Origin of the sequence: Pseudomonas sp. CFBP 8770 (genome assembly GCF_014841705.1) — a bacterium.
Classification (GTDB): domain Bacteria; phylum Pseudomonadota; class Gammaproteobacteria; order Pseudomonadales; family Pseudomonadaceae; genus Aquipseudomonas.
On record NZ_JACYUL010000004.1, the window covers coordinates 382,523 to 407,578 of the forward strand.

24 protein-coding genes are annotated in these 25,056 nt (G+C 63.3%); 17 read left to right on the forward strand and 7 right to left on the reverse strand.

The window, feature by feature from the left end:
* The first annotated feature begins 87 nt into the window (after positions 1-87).
* From IFT98_RS11440 to IFT98_RS11455, 4 genes are all read left to right on the forward strand, one after another.
* Entirely contained in the window at positions 88-261 is a 174-nt protein-coding gene (locus IFT98_RS11440) for a hypothetical protein (RefSeq protein ID WP_192048727.1), read from the forward strand.
* 70 nt (positions 262-331) lie between these two features.
* A complete protein-coding gene (locus IFT98_RS11445; protein WP_192048728.1) occupies positions 332-946 on the forward strand; it encodes a hypothetical protein in 615 nt (204 codons plus the stop codon).
* A 137-nt stretch (positions 947-1,083) separates the two neighbouring features.
* Positions 1,084-1,503, forward strand: a complete 420-nt coding sequence (locus tag IFT98_RS11450; RefSeq protein WP_122800633.1) for a polyribonucleotide nucleotidyltransferase — start codon at positions 1,084-1,086, stop codon at positions 1,501-1,503.
* A 9-nt stretch (positions 1,504-1,512) separates the two neighbouring features.
* Positions 1,513-2,382 carry a cation diffusion facilitator family transporter gene (locus tag IFT98_RS11455; protein WP_122795448.1) on the forward strand — a complete coding sequence of 290 codons (870 nt, stop codon included), beginning with the start codon at positions 1,513-1,515 and terminating at the stop codon, positions 2,380-2,382.
* 260 nt (positions 2,383-2,642) lie between these two features.
* On the opposite strand, the gene IFT98_RS11460 is transcribed toward IFT98_RS11455, so the two are convergent.
* Positions 2,643-3,674, reverse strand: coding sequence for a DUF6515 family protein (locus tag IFT98_RS11460; RefSeq protein WP_192048730.1), 1,032 nt, complete (start codon positions 3,672-3,674; stop codon positions 2,643-2,645).
* A 472-nt stretch (positions 3,675-4,146) separates the two neighbouring features.
* On the opposite strand from IFT98_RS11460, the gene IFT98_RS11465 reads away from it, so the two are divergent.
* Complete coding sequence (locus tag IFT98_RS11465) at positions 4,147-4,623, forward strand: Lrp/AsnC family transcriptional regulator (RefSeq protein ID WP_122475484.1); 477 nt, start codon at positions 4,147-4,149, stop codon at positions 4,621-4,623.
* Between the two features lie 70 nt (positions 4,624-4,693).
* Here IFT98_RS11465 and IFT98_RS11470 read toward each other — a convergent pair whose 3' ends face one another.
* From IFT98_RS11470 to IFT98_RS11480, 3 genes are all read right to left on the reverse strand, one after another.
* Positions 4,694-5,260, reverse strand: coding sequence for a pseudouridine synthase (locus IFT98_RS11470; RefSeq protein ID WP_192048888.1), 567 nt, complete (start codon positions 5,258-5,260; stop codon positions 4,694-4,696).
* 118 nt (positions 5,261-5,378) lie between these two features.
* On the reverse strand, positions 5,379-6,848 hold the full coding sequence (amn, locus tag IFT98_RS11475) for an AMP nucleosidase (RefSeq protein ID WP_122715037.1): 1,470 nt from the start codon (positions 6,846-6,848) through the stop codon (positions 5,379-5,381).
* Positions 6,849-6,929: 81 nt separating this feature from the next.
* Positions 6,930-9,353, reverse strand: a complete 2,424-nt coding sequence (locus IFT98_RS11480) for a hybrid sensor histidine kinase/response regulator (protein ID WP_192048732.1) — start codon at positions 9,351-9,353, stop codon at positions 6,930-6,932.
* 154 nt (positions 9,354-9,507) lie between these two features.
* Here IFT98_RS11480 and IFT98_RS11485 point away from each other — a divergent pair, with 154 nt between their 5' ends.
* From IFT98_RS11485 to IFT98_RS11500, 4 genes are all read left to right on the forward strand, one after another.
* A complete protein-coding gene (locus IFT98_RS11485) occupies positions 9,508-10,305 on the forward strand; it encodes a hydroxymethylpyrimidine/phosphomethylpyrimidine kinase (protein ID WP_192048734.1) in 798 nt (265 codons plus the stop codon).
* A 34-nt stretch (positions 10,306-10,339) separates the two neighbouring features.
* Positions 10,340-10,966, forward strand: coding sequence for a thiamine phosphate synthase (thiE, locus tag IFT98_RS11490; protein WP_122715034.1), 627 nt, complete (start codon positions 10,340-10,342; stop codon positions 10,964-10,966).
* A 17-nt stretch (positions 10,967-10,983) separates the two neighbouring features.
* Complete coding sequence (gene hemL / locus IFT98_RS11495) at positions 10,984-12,267, forward strand: glutamate-1-semialdehyde 2,1-aminomutase (RefSeq protein ID WP_122475496.1); 1,284 nt, start codon at positions 10,984-10,986, stop codon at positions 12,265-12,267.
* Between the two features lie 329 nt (positions 12,268-12,596).
* Positions 12,597-13,151 (forward strand): tetratricopeptide repeat protein, encoded by a 555-nt coding sequence (locus tag IFT98_RS11500; protein ID WP_192048736.1) that lies wholly within the window; start codon positions 12,597-12,599, stop codon positions 13,149-13,151.
* Between the two features lie 24 nt (positions 13,152-13,175).
* On the opposite strand, the gene IFT98_RS11505 is transcribed toward IFT98_RS11500, so the two are convergent.
* Positions 13,176-13,502: a DUF1820 family protein gene (locus IFT98_RS11505; protein ID WP_122715031.1), complete on the reverse strand. Its 327-nt coding sequence runs from the start codon at positions 13,500-13,502 to the stop codon at positions 13,176-13,178.
* A gap of 133 nt (positions 13,503-13,635) precedes the next feature.
* Between IFT98_RS11505 and miaB the strand changes: the two genes are divergently transcribed.
* The 5 genes from miaB to lnt all read left to right on the forward strand — a co-directional run bounded on the left by miaB (position 13,636) and on the right by lnt (position 19,182).
* Entirely contained in the window at positions 13,636-14,964 is a 1,329-nt protein-coding gene (gene miaB / locus IFT98_RS11510) for a tRNA (N6-isopentenyl adenosine(37)-C2)-methylthiotransferase MiaB (RefSeq protein ID WP_192048738.1), read from the forward strand.
* Between the two features lie 320 nt (positions 14,965-15,284).
* Positions 15,285-16,292 (forward strand): PhoH family protein, encoded by a 1,008-nt coding sequence (locus tag IFT98_RS11515; protein WP_192048740.1) that lies wholly within the window; start codon positions 15,285-15,287, stop codon positions 16,290-16,292.
* Positions 16,285-16,785, forward strand: a complete 501-nt coding sequence (ybeY, locus tag IFT98_RS11520) for an rRNA maturation RNase YbeY (protein ID WP_122795455.1) — start codon at positions 16,285-16,287, stop codon at positions 16,783-16,785. Before IFT98_RS11515 ends, ybeY begins: the two co-directional genes overlap by 8 nt.
* Positions 16,786-16,791: 6 nt before the next feature.
* The gene (locus IFT98_RS11525; RefSeq protein ID WP_122475507.1) at positions 16,792-17,631 is read left to right on the forward strand and encodes an HlyC/CorC family transporter; all 840 of its coding nucleotides are present in this window, start codon (positions 16,792-16,794) and stop codon (positions 17,629-17,631) included.
* Between the two features lie 33 nt (positions 17,632-17,664).
* Positions 17,665-19,182, forward strand: coding sequence for an apolipoprotein N-acyltransferase (gene lnt / locus IFT98_RS11530; protein ID WP_192048742.1), 1,518 nt, complete (start codon positions 17,665-17,667; stop codon positions 19,180-19,182).
* Positions 19,183-19,241: 59 nt separating this feature from the next.
* Here lnt and IFT98_RS11535 read toward each other — a convergent pair whose 3' ends face one another.
* On the reverse strand, positions 19,242-20,006 hold the full coding sequence (locus IFT98_RS11535) for a YdcF family protein (RefSeq protein WP_192048744.1): 765 nt from the start codon (positions 20,004-20,006) through the stop codon (positions 19,242-19,244).
* 59 nt (positions 20,007-20,065) lie between these two features.
* The gene (locus IFT98_RS11540; protein WP_192048746.1) at positions 20,066-20,392 is read right to left on the reverse strand and encodes a hypothetical protein; all 327 of its coding nucleotides are present in this window, start codon (positions 20,390-20,392) and stop codon (positions 20,066-20,068) included.
* 251 nt (positions 20,393-20,643) lie between these two features.
* Between IFT98_RS11540 and leuS the strand changes: the two genes are divergently transcribed.
* The 3 genes from leuS (at position 20,644) to holA (ending at position 25,040) form a co-directional block, all read left to right on the forward strand.
* Positions 20,644-23,250 carry a leucine--tRNA ligase gene (gene leuS / locus IFT98_RS11545; RefSeq protein ID WP_122795459.1) on the forward strand — a complete coding sequence of 869 codons (2,607 nt, stop codon included), beginning with the start codon at positions 20,644-20,646 and terminating at the stop codon, positions 23,248-23,250.
* A gap of 72 nt (positions 23,251-23,322) precedes the next feature.
* The gene (locus IFT98_RS11550; protein WP_122800624.1) at positions 23,323-23,928 is read left to right on the forward strand and encodes an LPS-assembly lipoprotein LptE; all 606 of its coding nucleotides are present in this window, start codon (positions 23,323-23,325) and stop codon (positions 23,926-23,928) included.
* Between the two features lie 74 nt (positions 23,929-24,002).
* Positions 24,003-25,040, forward strand: a complete 1,038-nt coding sequence (holA, locus tag IFT98_RS11555; RefSeq protein ID WP_122795461.1) for a DNA polymerase III subunit delta — start codon at positions 24,003-24,005, stop codon at positions 25,038-25,040.
* Positions 25,041-25,056 lie beyond the last annotated feature (16 nt).

The following is a 25,056-nucleotide window of genomic DNA, read 5'->3' on the forward strand; positions in this document are numbered from 1 at the left end:
CCGTTTGTTTGTAACATTGCGGCTTATTTCCGGGACGGTGCAGCATTGAGGTGCGTTGTATACTGAACTCAGTGCACGGAGGGCTTCATGAGCAATCTATTGAAAATGATCGGCAAAAAAGATGACTTCGCATCCAAGGTGTTGAGTCGTTACAGCGCAAAGAAGGCTGTTGGCTCGTTTGCGCGTGATCTCTTTCGCTCCGAGGATGCTGATTCCATCAACGCGCGCTTCGCAAGAGCCAAGCAATCGGCCTCTCGGTAACATGTGGAAAAAGCGCCTTAATCGCCACTCCTTTAAACCATCCAGCAAGCAATCCGCTCCCGCGTCCAAAGTGGCTTCCCCTGCGGAGATCGAATACAACGTCGTTTACCAGCAGCTGGTCAACGATGATAACGACGTTGTAGGCCAGCTTGCCTATTGTCTTTATAAGCAGAGCAAACAGCAGTACCTCCAAGAATTCGAGCGCTTGAACCAACGACGTCCGACGGACCTGGAGCTGCGAAACCATGTGGTCTGCGCCGAGTTACCTGCCTTGGGAATGTACCGCGAAAAGTCTACTCGCGTAGTTGCAGAACTGCTGGCACAGGCTGCCGAAGAAAAACAAGAAGAACTGGAAGAACGTTTCAAAAATCGACTTTGGAAGTTCATTGCAAAACATCAGCACGAGACCCTTGGCGAGCGGTTCTGGCATAGGGTAAAGGTACTGACGTTTGGTGGCGCAGGCGGTGTAATCGGCAATTTCTTCACCACGTTAGCCGTACTGCTTATCCTGTTCTTCGCGGCATCGAGCGGTGAGCGAGATGAGTTCTCTAGAAGTGCCAAGGAGCGATTCGTTTCCGGGCTGGCCGAGGTTATCGGCGTCGGGGTACGTATAGACAGGCCTGAGTCAGCAGGCACTCCTGCCTCAGCGGCAACCGTGCTACCTGCACCTGCGCAATCAACATAATTCGGGTCCGGTGGGCAGCAGCCAGGCGCGTATAGATATGACGCCAAGGTCAGCGAACTGACCCTCAGGTAACACGGTCCATCTACTCGGCTTGACCATTTGCTTGTATCGTTGCGGCCTATTTTGCGGAGATTGCCATGCGTATTCCTTCACGTTTGATCGGCGGCGCCGTTGTCGCTGCCCTGGTGACCCAACTGACCGCCTGCGGCACCCTGTTCTGGCCGGATCGGCGCGGGCAGATCGAAGGGCGTATCGACCCTGTAGTGGCGGCGCTGGACGCCATCGGTATCCTCTTCTATGTGCTGCCGGGGCTGATTGCCTTCGGTGTGGACTTCGCCACCGGCGCGATCTACCTAAATGACGGCAAGACCGCGCAGGTAGCGCCGGAAAAGCTGCAGCAGGCGATTGGTCGCGACGGCAAGGTCGATAACCTGAAGCTGCAGGCCATTCTGGAAACCGAGCTGGGCCGCAGTCTGCCACTCGACGATCCGCGCCTGATCCAGCACACCGGCAGCGTCGAACAGCTGGCCATGTATGGCTTGAAGCCGGTCATCTAGGGATTTGTAATGGCAACCAGCAAGGAACACGCACGCCTGCTGCGACTGGCGACAAGGGCGTCGCTGGCGGTCGCCAGCATTCTCATCGTGGCCAAGGCCGTTGCTTGGTGGCTCAGTGGTTCGGTGAGTCTGCTGGCGGGGCTCACCGATTCGGTGCTCGATGGCGCGGCGTCGTTTCTCAACCTGCTGGCGGTGCACTATGCGCTGCGTCCGGCCGATGACGATCATCGGTATGGACATGGCAAGGCCGAGGCTCTGGCGGGGATGGCCCAGGCGTTGTTCATCGGTTCGAGTGCGGTGCTGATCGGTTACCAGGCTTGGAAGCAGGTGCAGGACCCGCAGCCGCTGGGCGCGGCCGGGGTGGGCATCGCGGTGATGATTCTTTCTTTGGCGCTGACCGTGGCGCTGCTGGCCCTGCAATACAAGGTCATCCGCGAAACCGGTTCGACAGCCGTGCGCGCGGACTCGCTGCACTACCGTTCGGACCTGCTGCTCAATGGCAGCATTTTGGTAGCGCTGGTTTTGGCCAGTTATGGCTGGCCGCAGCTGGATGCTTTCTTCGGCTGCGGTATTGCGCTGTACATTTTGTGGAGTGCGGTGCAGATCGCTCGCGAAAGCACGGCAATCCTGATGGACAAGGAGCTGCCGGTGGATGTCAGTGAACAGATGCTGGCGCTGGCGTGCAATGTGCCGGGCGTGCTCGGGGCCCATGATTTGCGCACGCGCATGTCGGGCAATCATTGGTTCGTGCAGTTGCATCTCGAGTTGCCAGGGCAGCTGTCGCTGGCCGAGGCCCATGGTATTTGCGAGGGCGTGGAAACAGCCATCGAAAGCCAGTATCCACGTGCCGAAGTCCTGGTTCACGCCGACCCCATTTGAGTTGAATGCGGTCAGCCAGGGAAAACGCAATGTTCGCCGACGCGGCTTGCGCCGCTGCTACAGGGGATCTGGGCGCCACGTAAACGCATGCCGCGCGCCGACAGAACGCGGTCCCATGTAGCAGCGGCGCAAGCCGCGTCGGCGGCGAATACAGTGTGTCAGCCAAAACGCGGCACCTGTAGCAGCGGCGCGAGCCGCGTCGGCGGCGAATGCGGTATGTCAGCCAAAACGCGGTCCCCGTAGGCGCGGCGCACGGCCGATCAGTTCACCGTATACCCACGCGATGCGAAGCAATTGGCCAGATTCTGCCGGTACACGCTGACCACTTCGGGCGACGGCGCATAGGTCGCACTGGCTGGATCGAAGCGGCTTTGTTCCACGGCCCAGCGCTTGCACTCGTATTGATCCTGGGCGATCTGCTGCGGACTCTGGCCCTGGGCCGGATAGGCTGCGACGTCATAGTTGGTCAAGGTCGGCGCTGGTTGCGGGGTGCTGGCATTCACTGGGGGATTAACCACCACGTATTCCTGGGTATTGTCGGCCCATTGATAGTAGGTACCGGCCGCGACGAAGAACACCGAACTACCGATCCACATGCGCTGGGCGTAGTCGGGCAAGACGCGCACCCGAACGCCGCGCGGCGGCTCGATCACCACGTATTGCGGACCCTGCGGTCGATACCAGTACCCACCGGAGTAGTAGTAATCCTGCCCTCGATACGGCACGCGGTAGTTCTGACCGGGGAAACGGTCGATCACCTGCCCAGGACGATACTGGGGGCCAGGCCCCCAACCACCGCCGTGCCCGCCGGGCCAGCGGTCACCATCGCCCCAGCGCCTGTCGTTGTCTCGTCGCAGGTCTGGATAGCTGCCTCGCAGTGGCGCCTGGGTCTGTCGCACCGCGTCGGGCTTGCCGATGATCGGCGGCCGATTGTCTTGCTGAGCGCCCTCGGGCCGACCCTGTTCCGGCCGGCTGCCCTGCCACTGGTTCTGGTTCTGGTTCTGCCACTGGTTCTGGTTGCCGCCACCGGGTCGTCCCTGCCACTGGTTCTGATTGCCCTGATTGCCTTGCGACGATCGCCCCTGCCACTGACCCTGATTGCCACCCGGCTGTGGGCGGTACTGCCCACCGCCTTGCGGCTGCCCCGGCCCGGCATTGCCCCCACCCGGCCCACGCTGGCCACCATTGGAACTGCCGCGCAACTGGTCTTGCGGACCTTCCGCATACGCAGGCGCGCCCACCGCCAGGCAGAGCACAGCGACACCGGCCATACGCCATAGGGGCAAGTTCATGCTGTTCCTCGCAGAAAAAGGGGGTTACCCAGTATAAGACTGACAAACCCCAACGCGGTTCTGTGAAGATCCCGTCAGGTGCCTGCAAAGGATATCGGCACGTACCACGCGTTCATGACCGCACGCCAGGTACCGTTCACATACATTTCGCAGACAAAAAAAGAGGAGACCCATAGGCCCCCTCTCGCGAAACTGTGTCCTTGCTCGACGCTTGTGACGTCGGCTCACCTCACGCTGCCTTCTAGGCCGCATGCAGCCCGGGGGCCAGCGCGACCCCGGTGGGGGCGGTGGCCGCAATTCGCCTGATTCAGCGGATCGCAGTGGACGTGTGTCCGGGCAGTGATTCTGTGAATAACAATAGCGCCAAGGACGCAGCAGCCGATTGCGAACATTGCTGATTTACACAGCACTTGCGCAATTTTTGCCTTCGGATAGATAATTTGCCGCAACGCAAAACACGAAGGCAGATTTGATGAGCAAGCTTGATCGCTATGACCTGAGCATTCTGGCGGAACTGCAGCGTGACGCGCGCATTTCCAACCAGGAACTGGCCGAACGCATTGGTCTCTCGCCGTCGCCCTGCTCACGGCGCGTCAAGCAGCTCGAAGACGACGGCTACATTTCCCGCCAGGTCGCCCTGCTGGACCGCAAGAAGCTGGGGTTGAGCCTGACCGCCTACGTGCTGATCGGCATGGACCGGCACACGCCGGAACGCTTCGAAACCTTCGAAGCGGCGATTCGCGGGCTGCCTCAGGTCCTCGAATGCAGCCTGGTGACCGGAATGGATGCCGACTATCAGCTCAAGGTGGTGGTGCCGGACATGGACCACTACCAGAAGCTGCTGCTGGGCCACCTGACGCGGATCGAGGGCGTCACTAGCGTGCGTTCCAGCTTCGTTCTCAATCAGGTCATGGCCAGCACTGAATTGCCGTTGACCCATCTGCGCTGAGCTTAAGGCCTGAGACAGACTTGCAGCACCTTCGCGGGTAGAACCCGCTCCCACATTAGCCACAGGTCGGCTACAGACTGGCCGGCACCTCTCGCCACTCGCCCTGCCCCAGGCCCTGGAGGCTCCAGTCACCGATGCGCACCCGCACCAGGCGCAAGGTCGGCAGGCCCACTGCGGCCGTCATGCGCCGCACCTGACGGTTGCGCCCCTCTTTGATCACCAGCTCCAGCCAATGGGTCGGCACGCTCTTGCGAAAGCGCACGGGCGGATCGCGCGGCCACAGGTCCGGCTCGTCCAGCAACCGCGCTTGCGCCGGCAGGGTCATGCCATCGTTGAGCTCGACCCCGGTGCGCAAACGCTGCAACTGGTCTTCGTCGGGTACGCCTTCCACCTGCACCCAATAGGTCTTGGCCAGCTTGTGCTTCGGGTCGGCGATACGCGCCTGCAACTGGCCGTCGTTGGTCAGCAACAGCAGCCCCTCGCTGTCACGGTCCAGGCGACCGGCCGGATAGACCCCGGCAATGTCGATGAAATCCTTCAGCGTCGCGCGCCCTTCACCGTCGCTGAACTGGGTCAGCACATCGAACGGTTTGTTGAACAGCAGCAGCCGCGGCTGGGCCGGCGGGGCCTTGGCCACACGGCGGCCGCTGGCGGGTGGACGTTTGTTGGAGCGAGGAGGAAGAGGCATGACGAAACGGCTTTCGGGCTGGCAAGGGCGCTCATGCTAGAGGCCCTTGCCAGCCACGGCAAACCTGTCAGCGGAACGGCGGCTCGTCGAAGCTGCGCAACTTGCGCGAGTGCAGCGAGTTGAGCTGGTTGCGCAGCAGGTTCAAGGCCGTGATACCGATGTTCAGATGCTGGCTGACCGCGCGGTTGTAGAACGCGTTGGCCGAGCCCGGCAGCTTGATCTCACTGTGCAAGGGCTTGTCCGACACGCACAGCAGAGTGCCGTACGGCACCCGCAGGCGATAACCCTGGGCGGCAATGGTGCCGCTCTCCATGTCCACCGCAACGGCACGCGACAGGTTGATCAGCGGTCGTTCCTGGGCCCAGCGCAGCTCCCAGTTGCGGTCATCGTAGGTCAGCACGGTGCCGGTACGCAGGCGCTTCTTCAAGTCGTCGCCACGCTCGCCGGTCACCTGTGCCGCTGCTTCCTGCAACGCCAGCTGCACTTCGGCCAAGGCCGGAATGGGGATGTTCGGTGGCAGGACCCGATCGAGGATGCCGTCCTGGCGCATGTAGGCGTGGGCCAGCACATAGTCGCCGATGGTCTGCGACTGTCGCAGGCCACCGCAGTGGCCGATCATCAGCCAGCAATGCGGGCGCAGCACGGCCAGGTGGTCGGTGATGTTCTTGGCGTTCGAAGGGCCGACGCCGATGTTCACCAGCGTCACGCCATCGCCGTCCTCGGCAATCAGGTGATACGCCGGCATCTGATAGCGGTGCCACACCACGCTGGCCACCAGCGCCTGGGCCTCGCCGTTGTCCATGCTCTTTTCGATGATCACGTTGCCGGGCATCACCAGGCGCACGAAGCGCGGGTCGTTGCGCAGCTGTTCCAGGCCGTGGGTGACGAACTGGTCGACGTAGCGGTGGTAGTTGGTCAGCAGAATCCACGGCTGCACGTGCTTCCAGTCGCTGCCGGTGTAGTGGATCAGGCGACGCAGGGAGAAATCCACCCGCGCGGCGTCGAACAGCGCCAGCGGCAGCGGATCGGCAGTGGCCCAGTCGTACAGGCCGTCGGCGATGCCGTCGGTGGCGGCAGACAGGTCGGTACTGGGGAACACCCGCGCCAAGGCGGCCGCGGTCACACCGCTGCCGGCCAGCTCGTCGCCCTGGTCGACGACATAGGGATAAGGAATGTTCTGCTCGCTGACACCGACTTCGATGGTGACGGCGAAGTCGCGCATCAGCGGCCGCAACTGGTCCAGCAGATAACCGCGGAAGGCGGCCGGTTGGGTCACGGTCACCGAGTACACGCCAGGCAGGTTGACCTTGGCGTAGGCCCGGGTGATGGCAGGCAGCTCGCCGCCGTAGGCGTAGGTCAGGCGCAGTTCAGGGTAGCGAAACAGATCACGCTCGGCCGCATCCGGCTCGCTGCGATCCTTGAGGTAGCGCTTGAGCGCCTGGCTCAGGGCGCGAGTGGCCCGTTCGTGCAGTTCTGCCAACCGATCCACGGCTTGTTCGGCAGTTTCCACAACTACGAAGTCTGGAGCATTACTCATGGGGCATGTCCTGGCTGATCTGGCAGGCTTGCATCTTGCCTGCAATGCCGACGAAAGGCACCCCCGGTGCGACGGCCTTGGTTATGCCGGGGCAGCGCCGGGAGGCGCATCTGCGGTCAGTGGCGACACAGGTTTGGGATGGCTGAGGATGCAGCCGTGCAAAACCGCCTGAAGCTCTTCGAAGCGCACCGGGCGCGCCAGGCAGACCGATACTCCGGCAGCCAGGCACGCCTCGCGCTGGGCCTGGCCAGGTTCGGTGATCGCCAGCACCGGCAATCGCTCGCACCCTGGCAGGCTGCGCAGCTGGCGGGTGGTGTGCAGAGCGTTCTCTGCGGGCAGGCAGTGCTCAATGAGCACGGCATCGAAACGCTCGCGAGTCAGCAGGCCCAGCGCACCGGCGCCGTCCTCGGCGGTGCGCACGCGGTAGCCGAGCTTGAGCAGCATGGCCCGCACGACCAACTGGTCGACGCTGTTGGCGTCCACCAGCAATACAGTGCATTCATGGGCGGCGCGCTGGGTGCCAAAGGCACCGGCGCTGGTGCTCAAGGCACGACCCGGATGCGCTTCGACAACACCCAGGCGCACGCTCAGTTCGAAACAGCTGCCGCGTCCAGGCTCGGACTGATGATGAAGCTGGCCGCCCACCAGTTCGGCCAGCTGGCGACAGATCGCCAGGCCGATACCCAATCCGCCGTACTCGCGGGTCACCGAGCCATCGAGCTGGTAGAAGCGTTGGTAGAGGGTCTCTTCGTCGCGATGACTGAAACCGATGCCGCTGTCGCTGACCGTGAAGGTTATCTGCAGGTGATCACTCACTGGCTCGCCGCCACTGACGCGCACATTGACACTGCCTTCGCGGGTGAACTTGATGCCGTTGTCGATCAGGCAGCCCAGGCACAGGGCAAGCTTCTGCGAATCGCCCTGCAGGCGGTCGGGTAGACCGGCTACGCGCTCCACGGTGAACGCCAGCCCCTTGCTCTGGGCCTGACGGCTGAACTGCATCTGCATGCTGTCCAGCAGCGCCTGCAGGCTGAACGGTTCGTTGCGCGGATAGAGCCGCCCGGCTTGCAGCTCGGTCAGGATCAGGATGTCATCGACCATGCGCATCATGTGCCGCGCCGAACCTGCAGCGGTGTGCTGGTACTGCGCCAGCTCCGGCCCCATGGGCACGGTCTGCATCAGTTCCAGCGAGCCGATCACGCCATTCATCGGGGTGCGCAGCTCATGGGTGACAGTGGCCAGGAATTCGTCCTTGAGGCGGTTGCTCGCAGCCAGTTCCTGATTCGCCTGCTCAAGCTTCAGCCCGGCTTGCTTGAGGGTCTGCGCCTGCTGGTCGCGCAGCACATTGATCCGGTCGGCGAGGGCCAGCGACAGCAGGCCGACCTCCAGCGCCGAACCGATCTGGCTGGCGTACATGGTGATGAACACATTGGGCAGATAGCCCAGCACCATCAGGGTATTGACGATGCCGCCCAGCAGGAACGCGCTCCAGGCAATGATGAAGTAACGCGCCAGGCGCATGCCACGCAACCAGGCGAGGATGCCGGCGGAGAAGATCACCACGGTGAAACACAGCGCTAGCAACGTGGCCAGGCGCAATGCCAGGGCGTAGCTGGTCGACAGCGACAGCACCATGACCAGGGCGCCGTAGACCATCAGGCCGAGCAGCAGTCGATCCATCCAGCGACTGTGCCGCGCCGTCTGCAGGAAGCTGCGCGAGAACTGGCAACCGAAGAAGCCGGCCGCGCCGATGAAGAATGGCGTGGCAGCGTTGGCCCACCACGGATTGTCGGGCCAGAAATACTCGACCCCGGCACCGTTCACCGACACCTGGTACAGGCCGAACGATGCGATATAGACGATGTAGTACAGGTAGCTGCGATCGCGCACGCTGAGGAAGATGAACAGGTTGTACACCAGCATGCCCAGCAACACACCGTAGATCAGCCCGAGTACGTACAGCCTCGAGGGTTGTGCCTCGAGGTACGCGTTGGCCGACCACAGGCTGACCGGCGCCTGCACCGAGCCTTGGCTGTGCAGGCGCAGGTACACGGTCTTCGCTTCACCTGGCTGGAATGGCAGTTCGAACAAGTAGTTGTTCTGCTTGATCTGGCGGCTGGCATACGGCAAGGCATCGCCGGTTCGCTGCACCGAGCGGTACTGCCCGGCGGCATCGGGCAAGAACAGTTCCAGGTGGTCCATGGGCGGATAGGCCAGCTCCAGCAGCCAGCTGTGCGGCGATCCGTCGGCGCGCGGTACATAGCGCAGATCGATGCGCAGCCAATACACGGACCGCGAGTAGCCGGCATTGAGCACGTCGCTGTGGTGCTGACGAAAAGCGGGGGCCAGGCCGGTGGTGATCTGCTCGATGGTGGCGTCGCCCGACACATCCTCGTAGACCTGCATCGTGCGCCCCAGCGCGAGGCTGCGCGTGGTTTCGTCGAAGTCGACCGCACCTGCCAGCATGGGCAGCCAGGCCATTATCAGGATAAGCAAATAGCGCATGGTGCCTTCGGGATGTGCTGCAGCGTAGTGTCAATATGATACATAGGCACCCTGCAAAGCGCGAACGCCGTTCACCGATCGCAGCGCGGCAGGCGCGCTCGCCGCCGCTCGCGACCCTGCTACAACGCCCTGCACCGTGATAAGCTCGCGCACCATGAATATCTATAGTTCCCGCCCCGTTGTCCTCTGTCTCTCCGGCCACGACCCCAGTGGCGGCGCCGGCCTGCAGGCAGATATCGAAGCCTTGCTCGCGCAGGGCTGCCATGCCGCGCCGACGATCACGGCGCTGACCGTGCAGAACACGGTCAATGTCAGCGATTTCCGCGTGCTCGACCGCGAGTGGATCCTGGCCCAGGCCAATGCCGTGCTCAGCGACTCGCCGGTGGCGGCGGTCAAGCTGGGCATGCTCGGTTCGGTGGACATGGTCGCAACCGTGGTCGAGCTGTTGTCCGCCCACCCCCATCTGCCGATGGTCTGTGACCCGGTATTGCGCGCCGGCGGCGGCGGCAGCCTGGGCAAGGACGAGGTCGGCTACGCGATGCGCGAACAGCTGCTGCCGCTGGCGACCATCGCGACGCCGAATCTGCCCGAGGCGCGCATTCTCGCCGACTTGCCCGAAGGCAGTGCCGATGAATGCGCACAGAAGTTGCTGCCGTTCTGCAAGCACCTGTTGATCACCGGTGGCCATGGCGACGAGCACGAAGTGCACAACCGCCTGTACAGCCGCGACGGCAGTCGTCGCACGTTCACGTGCCAGCGTCTGCCTGGCAGTTACCATGGCTCCGGATGCACCCTGGCCAGCGCCCTGGCCGGCCGCCTGGCGTTGGGCGAAGGCCTGGAAAGCGCGGTGCAGTCGGCGCTCGACTACACTTGGCGCACTCTGCGCGACGCCGAGCAGTTGGGCCAAGGGCAATTCGTGCCGCGCCGCCTGCCCCTGGATTTCTGCTCTTGAGCCGAACCCCTGCCCCCTGCCTCAGGACCGAGCGATGAACCTACGTGGCGTCTACGCCATCACCGACAGCCAGCTGTTGGCCGGCAAGTTCCTCAAGTACGTCGAGGCTGCACTGGACGGCGGCATTACCCTGCTGCAATACCGTGACAAGAGCAACGACGACGCCCGGCGCCTGCGCGAAGCCGACAAACTGCGCCAGCTGTGCGAACGCTACAAAGCGCACCTGATCATCAACGACGATGCCGAACTGGCCGCGCGGCTCAACGTCGGCGTGCACCTGGGGCAGACTGATGGTCCGCTGACGCCTGCCCGCGCCTTGCTCGGCCGCAAGGCGATCATCGGCAGCACGTGCCACAACCGTCTCGACCTGGCCCACCAGGCCGCCCGCGAAGGGGCCAGCTACGTTGCCTTCGGGCGCTTCTTCGCCTCCCAGACCAAGCCCGACGCATCGCCTGCCAGCCTGGAACTGTTGGCGCAGGCGCGTGCCGAACTGAAATTGCCGATTGCCGTCATTGGCGGCATCACCCTGGACAACGCCGCTCCGCTGGTGGCCCAGGGTGCCAACCTGTTGGCCGTGGTGCATGCGCTGTTCGGCGCCGACACGGCCCAGGAAGTCACCCGTCGCGCCCGTGCGCTGAACGCGTTGTTCGAAACTGCCTGATGCAAGAGAGCTTATCTATGTCCCGTTCCGAAACCCTGTTCGCCAACGCCCAGAAGCACATCCCCGGTGGCGTCAACTCGCCCGTGCGCGCCTTCAAGAGCGTGGGCGGCACGCCGCTGTTCTTCAAGCACGCCGCCGGCGCCTACGTCACCGACGAAGACGACAAGCGCTACGTCGACTACGTGGGTTCATGGGGTCCGATGATTCTCGGCCACAGCCACCCGGACGTGCTCGATGCGGTGCGCAGGCAGCTTGAACATGGCCTGTCGTACGGCGCCCCGACCGAAATGGAAACGCAGATGGCCGACCTGGTCTGCGCGATCGTGCCGTCCATGGAAATGGTGCGCATGGTCAGCTCGGGGACCGAGGCAACCATGAGCGCCATTCGCCTGGCCCGTGGTTTCACCGGGCGCGACAGCATCATCAAGTTCGAGGGTTGCTACCACGGTCATTCCGACAGCCTGTTGGTCAAGGCCGGTTCCGGCGCCCTCACCCTTGGCGTGCCCAGCTCGCCCGGCGTGCCGGCGGCGTTCGCCAAACACACCCTGACCCTGCCGTTCAACGACATTGCCGCAGTAGAGCAGATGCTCGCCGAAGTCGCCGACGAAGTGGCGTGCATCATCGTCGAACCGGTGGCGGGCAACATGAACTGCGTACCGCCCGCGCCGGGCTTTCTGGAAGGCCTGCGTCGGCTGTGCGACCAGTACGGTGTGGTGCTGATCTTCGACGAAGTCATGACCGGTTTCCGCGTGGCCCTCGGTGGTGCCCAGGCCTACTATGGCGTGACGCCGGACCTGAGCACGTTCGGCAAGATCATCGGTGGTGGCATGCCCGTCGGCTGCTTCGGCGGCAAGCGCGAGATCATGTCGCACATTGCGCCGCTGGGTCCGGTCTATCAGGCTGGCACCTTGTCGGGCAACCCACTGGCCATGGCCGCCGGCCTGACAACCTTGAAGCTGATCAGCCGTCCCGGTTTCCATGACGAGCTGAGCGACTACACCGCACGCCTGCTCGACGGCCTGCAGCAGCGTGCCGATGCCGCGGGCATTCCGTTCGTCACCACTCAGGCCGGGGGCATGTTCGGCCTGTACTTCAGCGGCGCCGATGACATCGTCACCTTCGAAGACGTCATGACCAGCGACGCCGATCGGTTCAAGCGTTTTTTCCACCTGATGCTCGACGGCGGCGTGTACCTGGCGCCGAGCGCGTTCGAAGCGGGCTTCACCTCCATCGCCCACGGCGATGCCGAGTTGGCGATCACCCTGGATGCTGCCGAGAAAGCGTTCGCTGCGCTGAAGTAACCCCGGACCGGGATTATCCATCCTGTGTAGGGCTGCATCCTGTGGGAGCGGTCAGTGGCCGCGAAGAATCCACCGCGCAGTGTCAGACTTACTGCGCAGCAGCCTTCGCGGCCACTGACCGCTCCCACAGGCAACCGAACCAACCATTCCACGTCCTCACATTGATCACGCCCAAGGCCCTTCCACCCCGTGAAACAGTGCCATCTGGGCGATATCGCAGAAAAACGAGTAAAGACTTTGTAACAGCCCCCCCGCTTATTTCATAATGCAGCACCCGCCACGTTTCGACGTCGGGTCCGCCCGCATTCCGCAGAGGTAAGTCGATCCCCATGAACCGCACCGGCCGCGCCCTTGCATTGGGCTGCCTGTTGCTTCTTCAGCCGCTAATGGCTACCGCAGGCGGCAATTCGTTGTTGATTCCGGCGGTGGGTCGCTGCACCCTCAATACCTCTGCCCAGGCATTGCCCGCGGCGCTGGCTGCCTGTCAGCAGGCCGCCAAGGACGGCGACGCCCAGGCGCAATTCGAGCTTGGTCAGTTCTATTACGACGGTACTCGAACCGAACGCGACTTGAACCAGGCCCTCAGCTACTTCGAACAAGCGTCCCTGCAAGGGCATGCCGAGGCCCAATATCATCTGGGCACCATGTTCTTCAAGGGCGAAGGCGTGGCGGCCAACAACGTCCAGGCCTATATCGTGCTGAAGATGGCGGCGGTCAACGGCGCCGAGGATGCGCTGGACGTGGCCGACGAGGTGTCCGGGCAGATGCGCCGCGAAGACCTCGAAGTGGCCACCCAGGTGCTGGGGCAGATCTTCCGCAAATACCTGCTCGAGCTGCAGACGGCCGACGGCGGCAGCCGGTCGCCTTTCGCCCCGCTGCCCTGAGCTTGGCAGCGGTCCGACAGATGACTACTTGTCGGGCATCGGCATCGGGAATGGCATGACATTGCCGGTCATGCGTGCCTCGCTGATCTTCGGCGTGCCCAGGCGCTCCACTTCATCGATCCGCACGATCGAGTGCATGGGCACGAAGCTGCGCGTCACGCCTTCGAACTGAGCCTTGAGCTTTTCTTCGCTGGGGTCGACGACCATGGTGGTGCGCTCGCCAAAGACGAATTCCTCGACCTCCAGAAACCCCCACAGATCACTCTGGTAGATCTGCTTGGCGTACATCTCGAATACCTGGCCCTGGTTGAGGAAAATCACTTTGTAGATTGGAGCTTCGCGTTTGGTCATCGTCGGCAGATATAAGGTCGTGAGCTTGGAAGAGGGCGAAAACTATAGCATAGCCGCCCGACAGGCAATGCTAGGAACCACCGACCACGGGCACTATAATGCGCGGTTCTTTGAACCACTTGATGATCACCCCATGGCCAAGAAGCTTTATATCGAAACCCACGGTTGCCAGATGAACGAGTACGACAGCTCGCGCATGGTAGACCTGCTGGGTGAACATCAAGCCCTGGAAGTCACGGCACGCGCAGAAGACGCCGACGTGATCCTGCTCAATACCTGCTCGATCCGCGAGCGTGCCCAGGACCGCGTCTATTCGCAACTGGGCCGCTGGCGCGAACTGAAGCTGGCCAAGCCAGACATGGTCATTGCGGTCGGCGGCTGCGTGGCCAGCCAGGAAGGCGCAGCCATCCGCGATCGCGCGCCCTACGTCGACGTGGTGTTCGGCCCGCAGACCCTGCATCGCCTGCCCGAGATGATCGACGCGGCGCGCATCACCCGCCTGCCGCAGGTGGACATCTCCTTCCCCGAGATCGAGAAGTTCGACCACCTTCCCGAACCGCGGATCGACGGGCCGACCGCCTACGTTTCGGTGATGGAAGGCTGCAGCAAATACTGCACGTTCTGCGTGGTGCCCTACACCCGCGGCGAAGAAGTCAGCCGACCGTTCGACGATGTTCTGGCCGAGGTCATGCACCTGGCCGACAACGGCGTGCGCGAAGTCACCCTGCTGGGGCAGAACGTCAACGGCTACCGCGGCCAGACCCACGACGGTCGCCTGGCCGACCTGGCCGAGCTGATCCGTATGGTGGCCCAGATCGACGGGATCGAGCGCATCCGCTACACCACCTCGCACCCACTGGAATTCTCCGACAGCCTGATCCTGGCCCATGCCGAAGTGCCGCAGCTGGTCAAGCACCTGCACCTGCCGGTGCAATCGGGCTCGGACCGCGTGCTGGCGGCCATGAAACGCGGCCACACGGTGCTGGAATACAAATCCAAGCTGCGCAAACTCAAGGCGGCGGTACCGGACATCTGCATCAGCTCGGACTTCATCATCGGTTTCCCCGGCGAAACCGAGAAAGACTTCGAGCAGACCCTGAAACTGGTGACCGATGTGGGCATGGATTTCTCGTACTCCTTCATCTATAGCCAGCGGCCTGGTACGCCGGCGGCGGGTCTGGCCGACGACACGCCCGAGACGGTGAAGAAACAGCGCCTGGATGCGCTGCAGCATCGGCTGAACCAGCAGGGCTTCGAGATCAGTCGTCAGATGGTGGGCACTACCCAGCGCATTCTGGTCACCGATTATTCGCGCAAGGATCCCGGCCAGTTGCAGGGTCGTACCGAGAACAACCGCATCGTCAACTTCACCTGCTCGGATGCGCGGCTGATCGGCCAGTTCGTCGAAATCCACATCGCCGAAGCCCGCCCCCACTCGCTGCGCGGCGAACTGCTGGCCTGACAGATCCACACCGCGGCGCGACGTTCGCGGCCGATGACCGCTCCCACAGGGTGACCGCGATCCTTGTGGGAGCGGTCCGTGGCCGCGAAAGGGGCACCGCGGTATGTCAGGTCCACCGCGCCGAACCCTTCGCGGCCGATGACCGCTCCTACAGGGTGACCGCAATCCCCGTGGGAGCGGTCATCGGCCGCGAAAGGCACACTGCCGACAGCCAGCCAGGCGCCGGCCAAGGCCATTCGCCGCCCACCCCTTTCGCCTCGCCCCTGACAGGGGTTATCCTTGGACTCATTTCAATTGCCGTCGGGCGGCCGAATACGACCTTGAACGCACCTATCGAACCACATCGCTTCCTGCTCGAGCCTTTCGAGGCTCGCCGCTTCGCCAACCTGTGCGGGCAATTCGACGAGCATCTGCGCTTGATCGAACAGCGCCTGGAAATCGAAATCCGCAACCGTGGCAATCAGTTCGAACTGATCGGCGACGCCCGACACACGCGCTCGGCGGAAAACCTGCTGCGCCGCCTGTACCGGGAAACCAAGGCTACCGAGCTGTCCCCCGATACGGTCCACCTGTTTCTGCAGGAGTCGGCCGTCGAGGAGCTCGACGATCCGACCTCCGGCGAAGTCCCGGTCGCACTGCGTACCCGCAAGGGCATGATCAAGCCCCGGGGCTTGAACCAGCAGCGCTACGTCAAGGAAATCCTGAGCAACGACATCAACTTCGGGATCGGCCCTGCAGGTACCGGCAAGACGTACCTGGCCGTGGCCGCCGCCGTCGATGCGCTGGAGCGCGAGCAGGTCCGACGCATTCTTCTGGTGCGCCCTGCCGTGGAAGCGGGCGAAAAGCTTGGCTTTCTGCCCGGTGACCTGGCGCAGAAGATCGACCCCTACCTGCGTCCGCTCTACGATGCGCTCTACGAAATGCTGGGGTTCGAACACGTCGCCAAGCTGATCGAGAAACAGGTCATCGAGATCGCGCCGCTGGCCTACATGCGCGGACGCACCTTGAACAACAGCTTCATCATCCTCGATGAAAGCCAGAACACCACCGTGGAACAGATGAAAATGTTCCTGACCCGGATCGGTTTCGGCTCGACGGCGGTGATCACCGGTGACATCACCCAGGTCGACCTGCCCAAGGGTACCAAGTCGGGCCTGAGCCAGGTCATCGACGTGCTCAAGGACGTACCGGGCATCAGCTTCACCCACTTCAAGCCCAAGGACGTCGTCCGTCACCCGCTGGTGCAGCGCATCGTCGAGGCCTACGAGCGCTTCGAAGCCCAGCCCGCTGCCGTCAACGAGGCCGGGGACAAACGCCGCGATGCTTGAGCTTGACCTGCAACGGGCCAGCACCGCGCCTGGCCCGAGCGACGCCGCGTTCCGTCGCTGGTGCGAACTGGCGTTGCGCCAGCGCAGCGCCGATTCGGAGATGACCATTCGCTTGGTCGATGAAACCGAAGGCCGCGAGCTGAATCTGACCTATCGTCACAAAGATTACGCAACCAACGTACTTTCATTCCCTGCGGACGTGCCGGACGAGATGCTCGACATCCCGTTGCTGGGCGACCTGGTCATCTGTGTGCCGGTGGTGGAACGCGAAGCTGCCGAACAGGGCAAGGCCCTGGACGCCCATTGGGCGCATCTGGTGATGCACGGCTGCCTGCACCTGCTGGGCTACGACCACATCGACGACGATGAGGCCGAGGAAATGGAAGCGCTGGAACGAGAGTTGCTTGCAGAATTGGGTCATCCGGACCCCTATGCCGCCGACGAACACGTCGACGACACCCCCACCAAAGCAATTGGCAAGGATCACGAGTAAAGGGCTATGAGCGAAGATCGATCGAGCAACGGGCAGAAGTCATGGTTGGGTAAACTGACCCAGGCTTTTGCCCATGAGCCCAAGAACCGCCAGGAACTGCTGGAACTGCTGCGCGAAGCGCACCAGAACAAGCTCCTGGACAGCGAAGCATTGACCATCGTGGAAGGCGCCATCCAGGTCGCCGACCTGCAAGTGCGCGACATCATGGTACCGCGCTCGCAGCTGATCAGCATCAAGTCCACCCAGACGCTGCAGGAATTCCTGCCTGCGGTCATCGACGCTGCGCACTCGCGCTACCCGGTGGTCGGCGAGAATCACGACGACGTGATCGGCGTGCTGCTGGCCAAGGACTTGCTGCCGCTGATCCTGCAGAACGACCACGCGAACTTCAACATCAAGGACCTGCTGCGCCCGGCCACCTTCGTGCCCGAGTCCAAGCGCCTGAACGTGCTACTGCGCGAGTTCCGTGCCAACCACAATCACATGGCCATCGTCATCGACGAATACGGCGGTGTGGCGGGCCTGGTGACCATCGAAGACGTGCTCGAACAGATCGTCGGCGACATCGAGGACGAGCACGACGTCGAGGAAGACAGCTACATCAAGCCGCTGCCCAGCGGTGACTTCCTGATCAAGGCGCTGACGCCGATCGAGAACTTCAACGAGTTCTTCGAAAGCCAGTTTTCGGACGATGAGTTCGACACCGTCGGCGGCCTGGTGATGAGTGCCTTCGGCCATCTGCCCAAGCGCAACGAGACGACCGAGATCGGTGCCTACCGCTTTCGCATTCTCAATGCCGACAGCCGCCGCATCCATTTGCTGCGCCTCACGCCAATCGCCCGCTGAGGCTTCTGCCCAGACTCCTCGTTAAGGAAAATAATGCGCTGGATCACCCGCCCCGGCTGGCCCGGTAACCTGCTGGCCATGGCGGCCGGCGGGTTGACCCCGCTGTTCCTGGCCCCATTCGATATCTGGCCGCTGGCCCTGCTTTCGCTGGCCCTGTTCTACCTTGGTCTGCGCGAGTTGAAACCACGCCAGGCGCTGGGCCGTGGCTGGTGCTACGGTTTCGGCCTGTTCGGCGCCGGCACCAGCTGGATCTACGTCAGTATCCATACCTATGGCGGCGCGTCGGTGGTGTTGGCGGCGTTGCTGATGCTTGGCTTCGTCGCTGCCGTGGCTCTGTTCTTCGCCCTGCCCGCCTGGGCCTGGGCGCGCTGGTTCCGGCGCACCGATGCACCATTGGCCGACGCCCTGGCCTTCGCTGCGCTGTGGCTGGGCCAGGAAGCGTTCCGCGGTTGGTTTCTGACCGGCTTCCCGTGGCTCTACAGCGGCTACAGCCAACTGCATGGCCCACTCGCCGGACTCGCACCGGTGGGCGGCATGTGGCTGGTGTCCTTTGCCCTGGCCCTCACTGCAGCGCTGTTGTGCAATCTGTCGCGCCTGCGCGAGCGCAAGCCATTGCTGGCCGCCGGCGTGATCCTGCTGCTGGCGCCCTGGCTGTTGGGCCTGGCATTCAAGGGGCACGGGTGGACCACGTCCGCAGGCGAGCCGCTCTCGGTTGCCGCCGTACAGGGCAACATTGCCCAGAGCATCAAATGGAACCCCGAAGCGGTCGACCATCAACTGCAGCTGTACCGCGACAAGACTTTCGTCTCCAAGCCGGCGGATATCATCGTCTGGCCGGAAACGGCGGTGCCGGTGCTCATGGACTCGGCTCAAGGCTATCTGGCAGTGATGGGGCGGTTTGCCAGCGACCGTCATTCGGCGCTGATTACCGGTGTCCCCATTCGCCAGGTGGAGGACGGGCAGCGCCGGTTCTATAACGGCATCACCGTGGTGGGTGAAGGCGAAGGCTTGTATCGCAAGCAGAAGCTGGTGCCCTTCGGTGAATACGTGCCCTTGCAGGATCTGCTGCGCGGCCTGATCGCATTTTTCGACCTGCCCATGTCCGACTTCGCCCGCGGCCCGGCCGACCAGCCGCTGCTGCAGGCCAAGGGGTATCGGATCGCGCCGTTCATCTGCTACGAAGTGGTGTACCCGGAGCTGGCCGCGAGCATGGCTGCGCGCAGCGACCTGCTGCTGACGATCAGCAACGACACTTGGTTCGGCACTTCGATAGGCCCGCTGCAGCATCTGCAGATGGCACAGATGCGCGCGCTGGAGGCCGGCCGCTGGATGATTCGTGCTACCAACAACGGGGTCACGGCGCTGATCAATCCGTTCGGCAACATCACCACCCAAGTGCCGCAGTTCGAAGAGGCGGTGCTGTATGGGGAGGTGACGCCCATGCAGGGTTTGACGCCGTATCTGCAACTGCGGTCATGGCCGATGACGGTGGTGTGCGTGTTGCTGCTGGGTTGGGCATTGCTAAGTAGAAGGGCTGGCAGCAGGGCTTGATGTTGCCTGTACTGGCCTCTTCGCGGGCAGAGGGCTCGCCCGCGAAGAGGCCCTCAAGATCACCGATAAAACATCTTGTACCCCACCAACCCCACCGCCTCATTGAGCAGCTGGCCGTTCTGCCAGATGGCCTTGCTTTCAGGCAGCCAGCCTCCCAGCGGCCGTGCATTGTCGGTGCCCAGAAAGCCCACCGGTGCCGGCACCACCTCCAACCCGTTCTGCTCGAAGCTCCAGCGCGAGCGCTGCATGTGCCAGGCTTGGGTCACCACCACCACACGCTTGATGCCATGCTCGGCGAGCAGTTCGGCGCTGAACCGGGCGTTCTCCCAGGTCGTGCGGCTGCGCTCTTCCATCCAGCGCGCGGAAGCGCCGAAGTCGTCGCGCAACGACTGCGCCATGATCCACGCTTCGCTGGGCGGCGAGCCAAAGTGCAAGCCGCCGGACGTCAGCACCGGCAGCCCGGATGCCTTGGCCAGCCGCGCCGCGTAGCGAACCCGCTCGAGCGCGACACCAGTGGGCTGGTCGATGCCATCCCAGGCCGGGTCGCCGCGCTCGCGACCGGCACCGAGAATGACGATGGCGTCGGCACGCTGCGCCAGGCTGCTCCAATCCTCCACGGGCAGCGCCGGCTGATTTTCCAGCCAGCCGGCCGCACCCTGCACCACCACCGGCAGGCTCATCAACCACAGCCCGCCCAGCCCGACGACGAAGCAGGCGCCGGCCAGGCGCGGCCAACGACGGCGCAGCCACCAGCCCGCCAACAATAGAACGAAAAAGATGCCGGGAGGCAACAGCAATTGTTTGAGCACAAAACGTGAAAACATCGGGCATCTCCAGAAGATGCCCGAAGCCTAAGGGTTGCCACGATGACGAACAACTGCCGTCACGACTTTCCCGAATACCCGTGACCGTGCTTGCCTATCGGCGAACGGCGCCGGTCGTGCTCGTGCAGCCAGTACACTTTCGCCGACGCCTTGGGCGCAGACGCGAGCGGGGCCTGGGGCTCGGCACAGGCGCGTTCGCCACAGGCGTGCAGGTAGGCATCGATCAGTTCGTATTCGGCCCGGCTCAAACCGCGCAACTCCAGTTCCGCAGGTTTTTCATCGCGCAGGCGCACCGCAGTGCGGGCCACATCCAGGGCCAGCCCCAAACGATCGATGAGTCGCTCGTAGACATCGGGCTGCATGACGTTGATAGGCGGCTCCAGCATTCGCTCACCTCATTTGAGAGAAAACGTTCTTTGCTTCATAAGCTTAGCGCCGGCTGGAAAATCAGCCGGTTGCAGCGACCAACGGAATGCGTCAAGTGCCTGCCACGGTCCGCGCAGCTGCAATCAAGGTTTCCCTCGATAGACGGGGGTCATGTATGCTACGGCGTTTAATATCATCGTACCTTGCCAACAGGCTCAGCCTATTTAGCAGCTGCCGGATAAGGTCACCCATTTCTCAGCGCAAAGTAGCCATGCACGAACTCTATCAGCCCCGCGAAATCGAAGCCGCCGCCCAGTCTTTCTGGGATGCGAAGAAGTCTTTTGAAGTGAGTGAACAGCCAGGCAAGGACACTTACTACTGCCTGTCGATGTTCCCCTACCCCAGCGGCAAACTGCACATGGGGCACGTGCGCAACTACACCATCGGCGACGTGATCGCGCGCTACCAGCGCATGCAGGGCAAGAATGTCCTGCAGCCGATGGGCTGGGATGCGTTCGGCATGCCGGCGGAAAACGCGGCCATGAAGAACAACGTCGCGCCGGCCAAGTGGACCTACGAAAACATCGCCTACATGAAGACCCAGCTCAAAAGCCTGGGCCTGGCCATCGACTGGTCGCGCGAAGTCACCACCTGCAAGCCCGACTACTATCGCTGGGAGCAGTGGCTGTTCACCCGCCTGTTCGAAAAAGGCGTGATCTACCGCAAGAACGGCACCGTGAACTGGGACCCGGTCGACCAGACGGTACTGGCCAACGAGCAGGTCATCGACGGCCGTGGCTGGCGTTCGGGCGCGCTGATCGAGAAGCGCGAAATCCCGATGTACTACTTCAAGATCACTGCATACGCCGATGAGCTGCTGGAAAGCCTCGACGAACTGCCAGGCTGGCCGGAACAGGTCAAGACCATGCAGCGCAACTGGATCGGCAAGTCCAAGGGCATGGAAGTGCAGTTCCCGTACCACCAGGCCTCCATTGGCGAAGCCGGCACGCTGAAGGTCTTCACCACGCGTCCCGACACGCTGATGGGTGCGACCTACGTGGCCGTCGCCGCGGAACACCCCTTGGCCAGCCTGGCCGCGCGCTCCGATGCTGCGCTGCAGGCGTTCATCGACGAGTGCAAGAGCGGCAGCGTGGCCGAGGCCGACGTGGCCACCCAGGAAAAACGCGGCATGCCGACGGCGCTGTTCGTCGAGCACCCGCTCACCGGCGAGAAACTGCCGGTCTGGGTCGCCAACTACGTACTGATGCACTACGGCGACGGCGCGGTCATGGCCGTGCCGGCCCACGACGAGCGCGACTTCGAATTCGCCTTGAAGTACGACCTGCCGATCAAGCCGGTGGTGCGCACCAGCGCGGGCGACCTGACGCCTGCGCCTTGGGTCGCGGCCTACAACGAGCACGGCCCGCTGATCAACTCCGGCGAATTCGACGGACTCGATTTCGAGGGCGCCTTCGACGCCATCGAAGTGGCCTTGATCAAGAAAGACCTGGGCAAGTCACGAACTCAATTCCGCCTGCGCGACTGGGGCATCAGCCGTCAGCGCTACTGGGGCTGCCCGATTCCGATCGTGCACTGCGACGCCTGCGGCGACGTGCCGGTCCCGGAAGATCAACTGCCGGTCGTGTTGCCCGAAGACGTCGTTCCCGACGGTGCCGGTTCGCCACTGGCGCGCATGCCGCAATTCTACGAGTGCAGCTGTCCAAAATGCGGTGCGCCGGCCAAGCGCGAAACCGACACCATGGACACCTTCGTGGAATCGTCCTGGTACTTCGCCCGCTACGCATCGCCGCATTATGAAGGCGGCATGGTGGACCCTGCGGCGGCCAATCACTGGCTGCCCGTGGACCAGTACATCGGCGGTATCGAGCACGCGATCCTGCACCTGCTGTACGCACGCTTCTTCCACAAGCTGATGCGCGACGAAGGCCTGGTCAGCTCCAACGAGCCGTTCAAGAACCTGCTCACCCAGGGCATGGTCATCGCCGAAACCTACTACCGTCTCGAAGCCAACGGCAGCAAGACCTGGTTCAATCCGGCCGACGTCGAGCTGGTCCGCGATGCCAAGGCCAAGATCATCTCGGCCAAGCTCATCAGCGACGGCCTGCCGGTGGAAATCGGCGGTACCGAGAAGATGGCCAAGTCGAAGAACAACGGCGTCGATCCGCAATCGATGATCGACCAGTACGGCGCCGACACCTGCCGCCTGTTCATGATGTTCGCCTCGCCACCCGACATGAGCCTGGAATGGTCCGATTCCGGCGTTGAAGGCTCGCACCGCTTCCTCAAGCGCGTCTGGCGTCTGGCGCAGGCCCATGTTGGCCAGGGTTCGCACGCGCCACTGGACGTCGCCACGCTCGACGACGAGCAGAAGGCCATTCGCCGCGCCATCCACCTGGCGATCAAGCAGGCCAGCCAGGACGTGGGCCAGAACCACAAGTTCAACACGGCCATTGCCCAGGTGATGACCTTGATGAACGTGCTGGAAAAAGCCCCGCAGGCCACCGACCGGGACCGTGCCTTGCTGCACGAGGGCCTGGAAGCCGTGACCCTGCTGCTGGCGCCGATCACCCCGCACATCAGCCATGAGCTGTGGCAGCAACTGGGCCACACCGACGCCGTGATCGACGCCAGCTGGCCGACGCTGGACGAGTCGGCGCTGGTGCAGGACAGCCTGCAGCTGGTCATCCAGGTCAACGGCAAGCTGCGTGGGCAGATCGACATGCCTGCCAGCGCCAGCCGCGAAGAGATCGAAGCCGCCGCACGGGTCAACGAGAACGTGCTGCGTTTCACCGACGGCCTGACCATCCGCAAGGTCATCGTCGTACCGGGTAAACTGGTCAACATCGTCGCCAGCTGATCGACCGGCGCCCGTTCCATCGGGCGCCCGTCAAGCACGCCACAGCCAACAAGGCTTCAAGGGAGCAACAAGATGATCAAACGCAATCTGCTGGTTATGGGCCTGGCTGTCCTGCTGAGCGCCTGTGGTTTCCAGCTCCGGGGTACCGGCACCAACCAGCTGGCCATCAAGGAACTCAACCTCACGGCCCGCGACGCCTACGGCCAGACCGTGGTGCAATTGCGCAAGGCGCTCCAGGGCAGCGGCGTCAACGTCGCCAGCGGCGCTCCGTACACCCTGGACCTGGTGGACGAGCGTGGCGACCAGCGCACGGCCAGCTACAGCGGGTCGGCGCGCTCGTCCGAGTACGAGCTGAGCAACACGCTGCAATACGAGATCCGCGGGCAGAACAACCTGACGCTGCTCAACGACAAGATTCAGGTGCAGAAGGTTTACGTCCACGACGGCAACAACCTGACCGGCTCCGATCAAGAGGCGAGCCAGGTGCGCCGTGAAATGCGCAACGAGCTGGTGCAGCGCATGATGCTGCGCCTGCAGCAGATCACCCCTGCGCAGCTGGAAAAGCTCCAGGTCGACGCCAACGCACGCGCCAAGGCGGAAGCCGACGCCGCTGCCGAAGCTCAGCGCGTAATGGATTCGACGCCACAGCAGTCTCCGATCCAGATTCCCAACCAGTAAGGCAGACAAGGGCGCTCAGGCGCCCTTTTCGCTGTCATTGCCCCCGTGAAGATTTCAACCCTGTCGATGCGTCCATGAAGATCAGCCCCGCCCAACTCGGCAAGCACCTGCAAGGACCGCTTGCGCCCGTCTACGTGGTGAGTGGCGACGATCCGCTGCTCTGCCAGGAGGCGGCCGACGCCATTCGCGCGGCGGCGCGCCAGCAAGGCTTCGACGAGCGCCAGGTGTTCAGCGCCGACAACAATTTCGATTGGGGCACGCTGCTGCAGGCCGGCGCCAGCCTGTCGCTGTTCGCCGAGCGACGCCTGCTGGAGCTGCGCCTGCCGTCGGGCAAGCCGGGCGACAAGGGCGCTGCAGCGCTGATCGAGTATTGCTCGCGGCCTGCCGAAGATACCGTGCTGTTGATCAGCCTGCCCAAGCTGGACGGCAGTGCGCAGAAAACCAAGTGGGGCAAGGCGCTGGTCGAGGGCGCGCAGACCCAGTTCGTGCAGATCTGGCCGGTCGATGCGCAACAGTTGCCGCAATGGATCCGCCAGCGCCTCGCCCAGGCCGGACTGGCTGCGCAACCGGACGCGGTCGAGCTGATCGCCGCTCGGGTGGAAGGCAACCTGTTGGCGGCAGCGCAGGAAATCGAGAAGCTCAAGCTGCTCGCCGAGGGTAATCAGGTGACGCTGGAGACGGTGCAATCGGCAGTCGCCGACAGCGCCCGATTCGACGTGTTCGGGCTGATCGACGCGATCCTCAACGGCCAGGCCGAACATGCCCTGCGCATGCTCGAAGGGCTGCGGGGCGAGGGTGTCGAGCCGCCGGTCATTCTCTGGGCGCTGGCCCGCGAGCTGCGCCTGCTCGCCAGCCTGTCGCAGCAATACAGCCAGGGTGTCCCCCTGGACAAGGCCTTCAGCCAGGCCCGTCCGCCAGTGTGGGACAAGCGCAAGCCATTGATGAGCAAGGCCCTGCAGCGGCATTCGGCGTTGCGCTGGGCACAGCTGCTGCAGGATGCACAGCGCATCGACGCGCAGATCAAGGGCCAGGCACCTGGGTCGGTATGGACAGGCTTGTCGCGTCTATCGCTGTTGATGGCCGGCCAAAGACTGAGCCTGCCTGCAGAATAGCGTCGTCCTCTTCGCG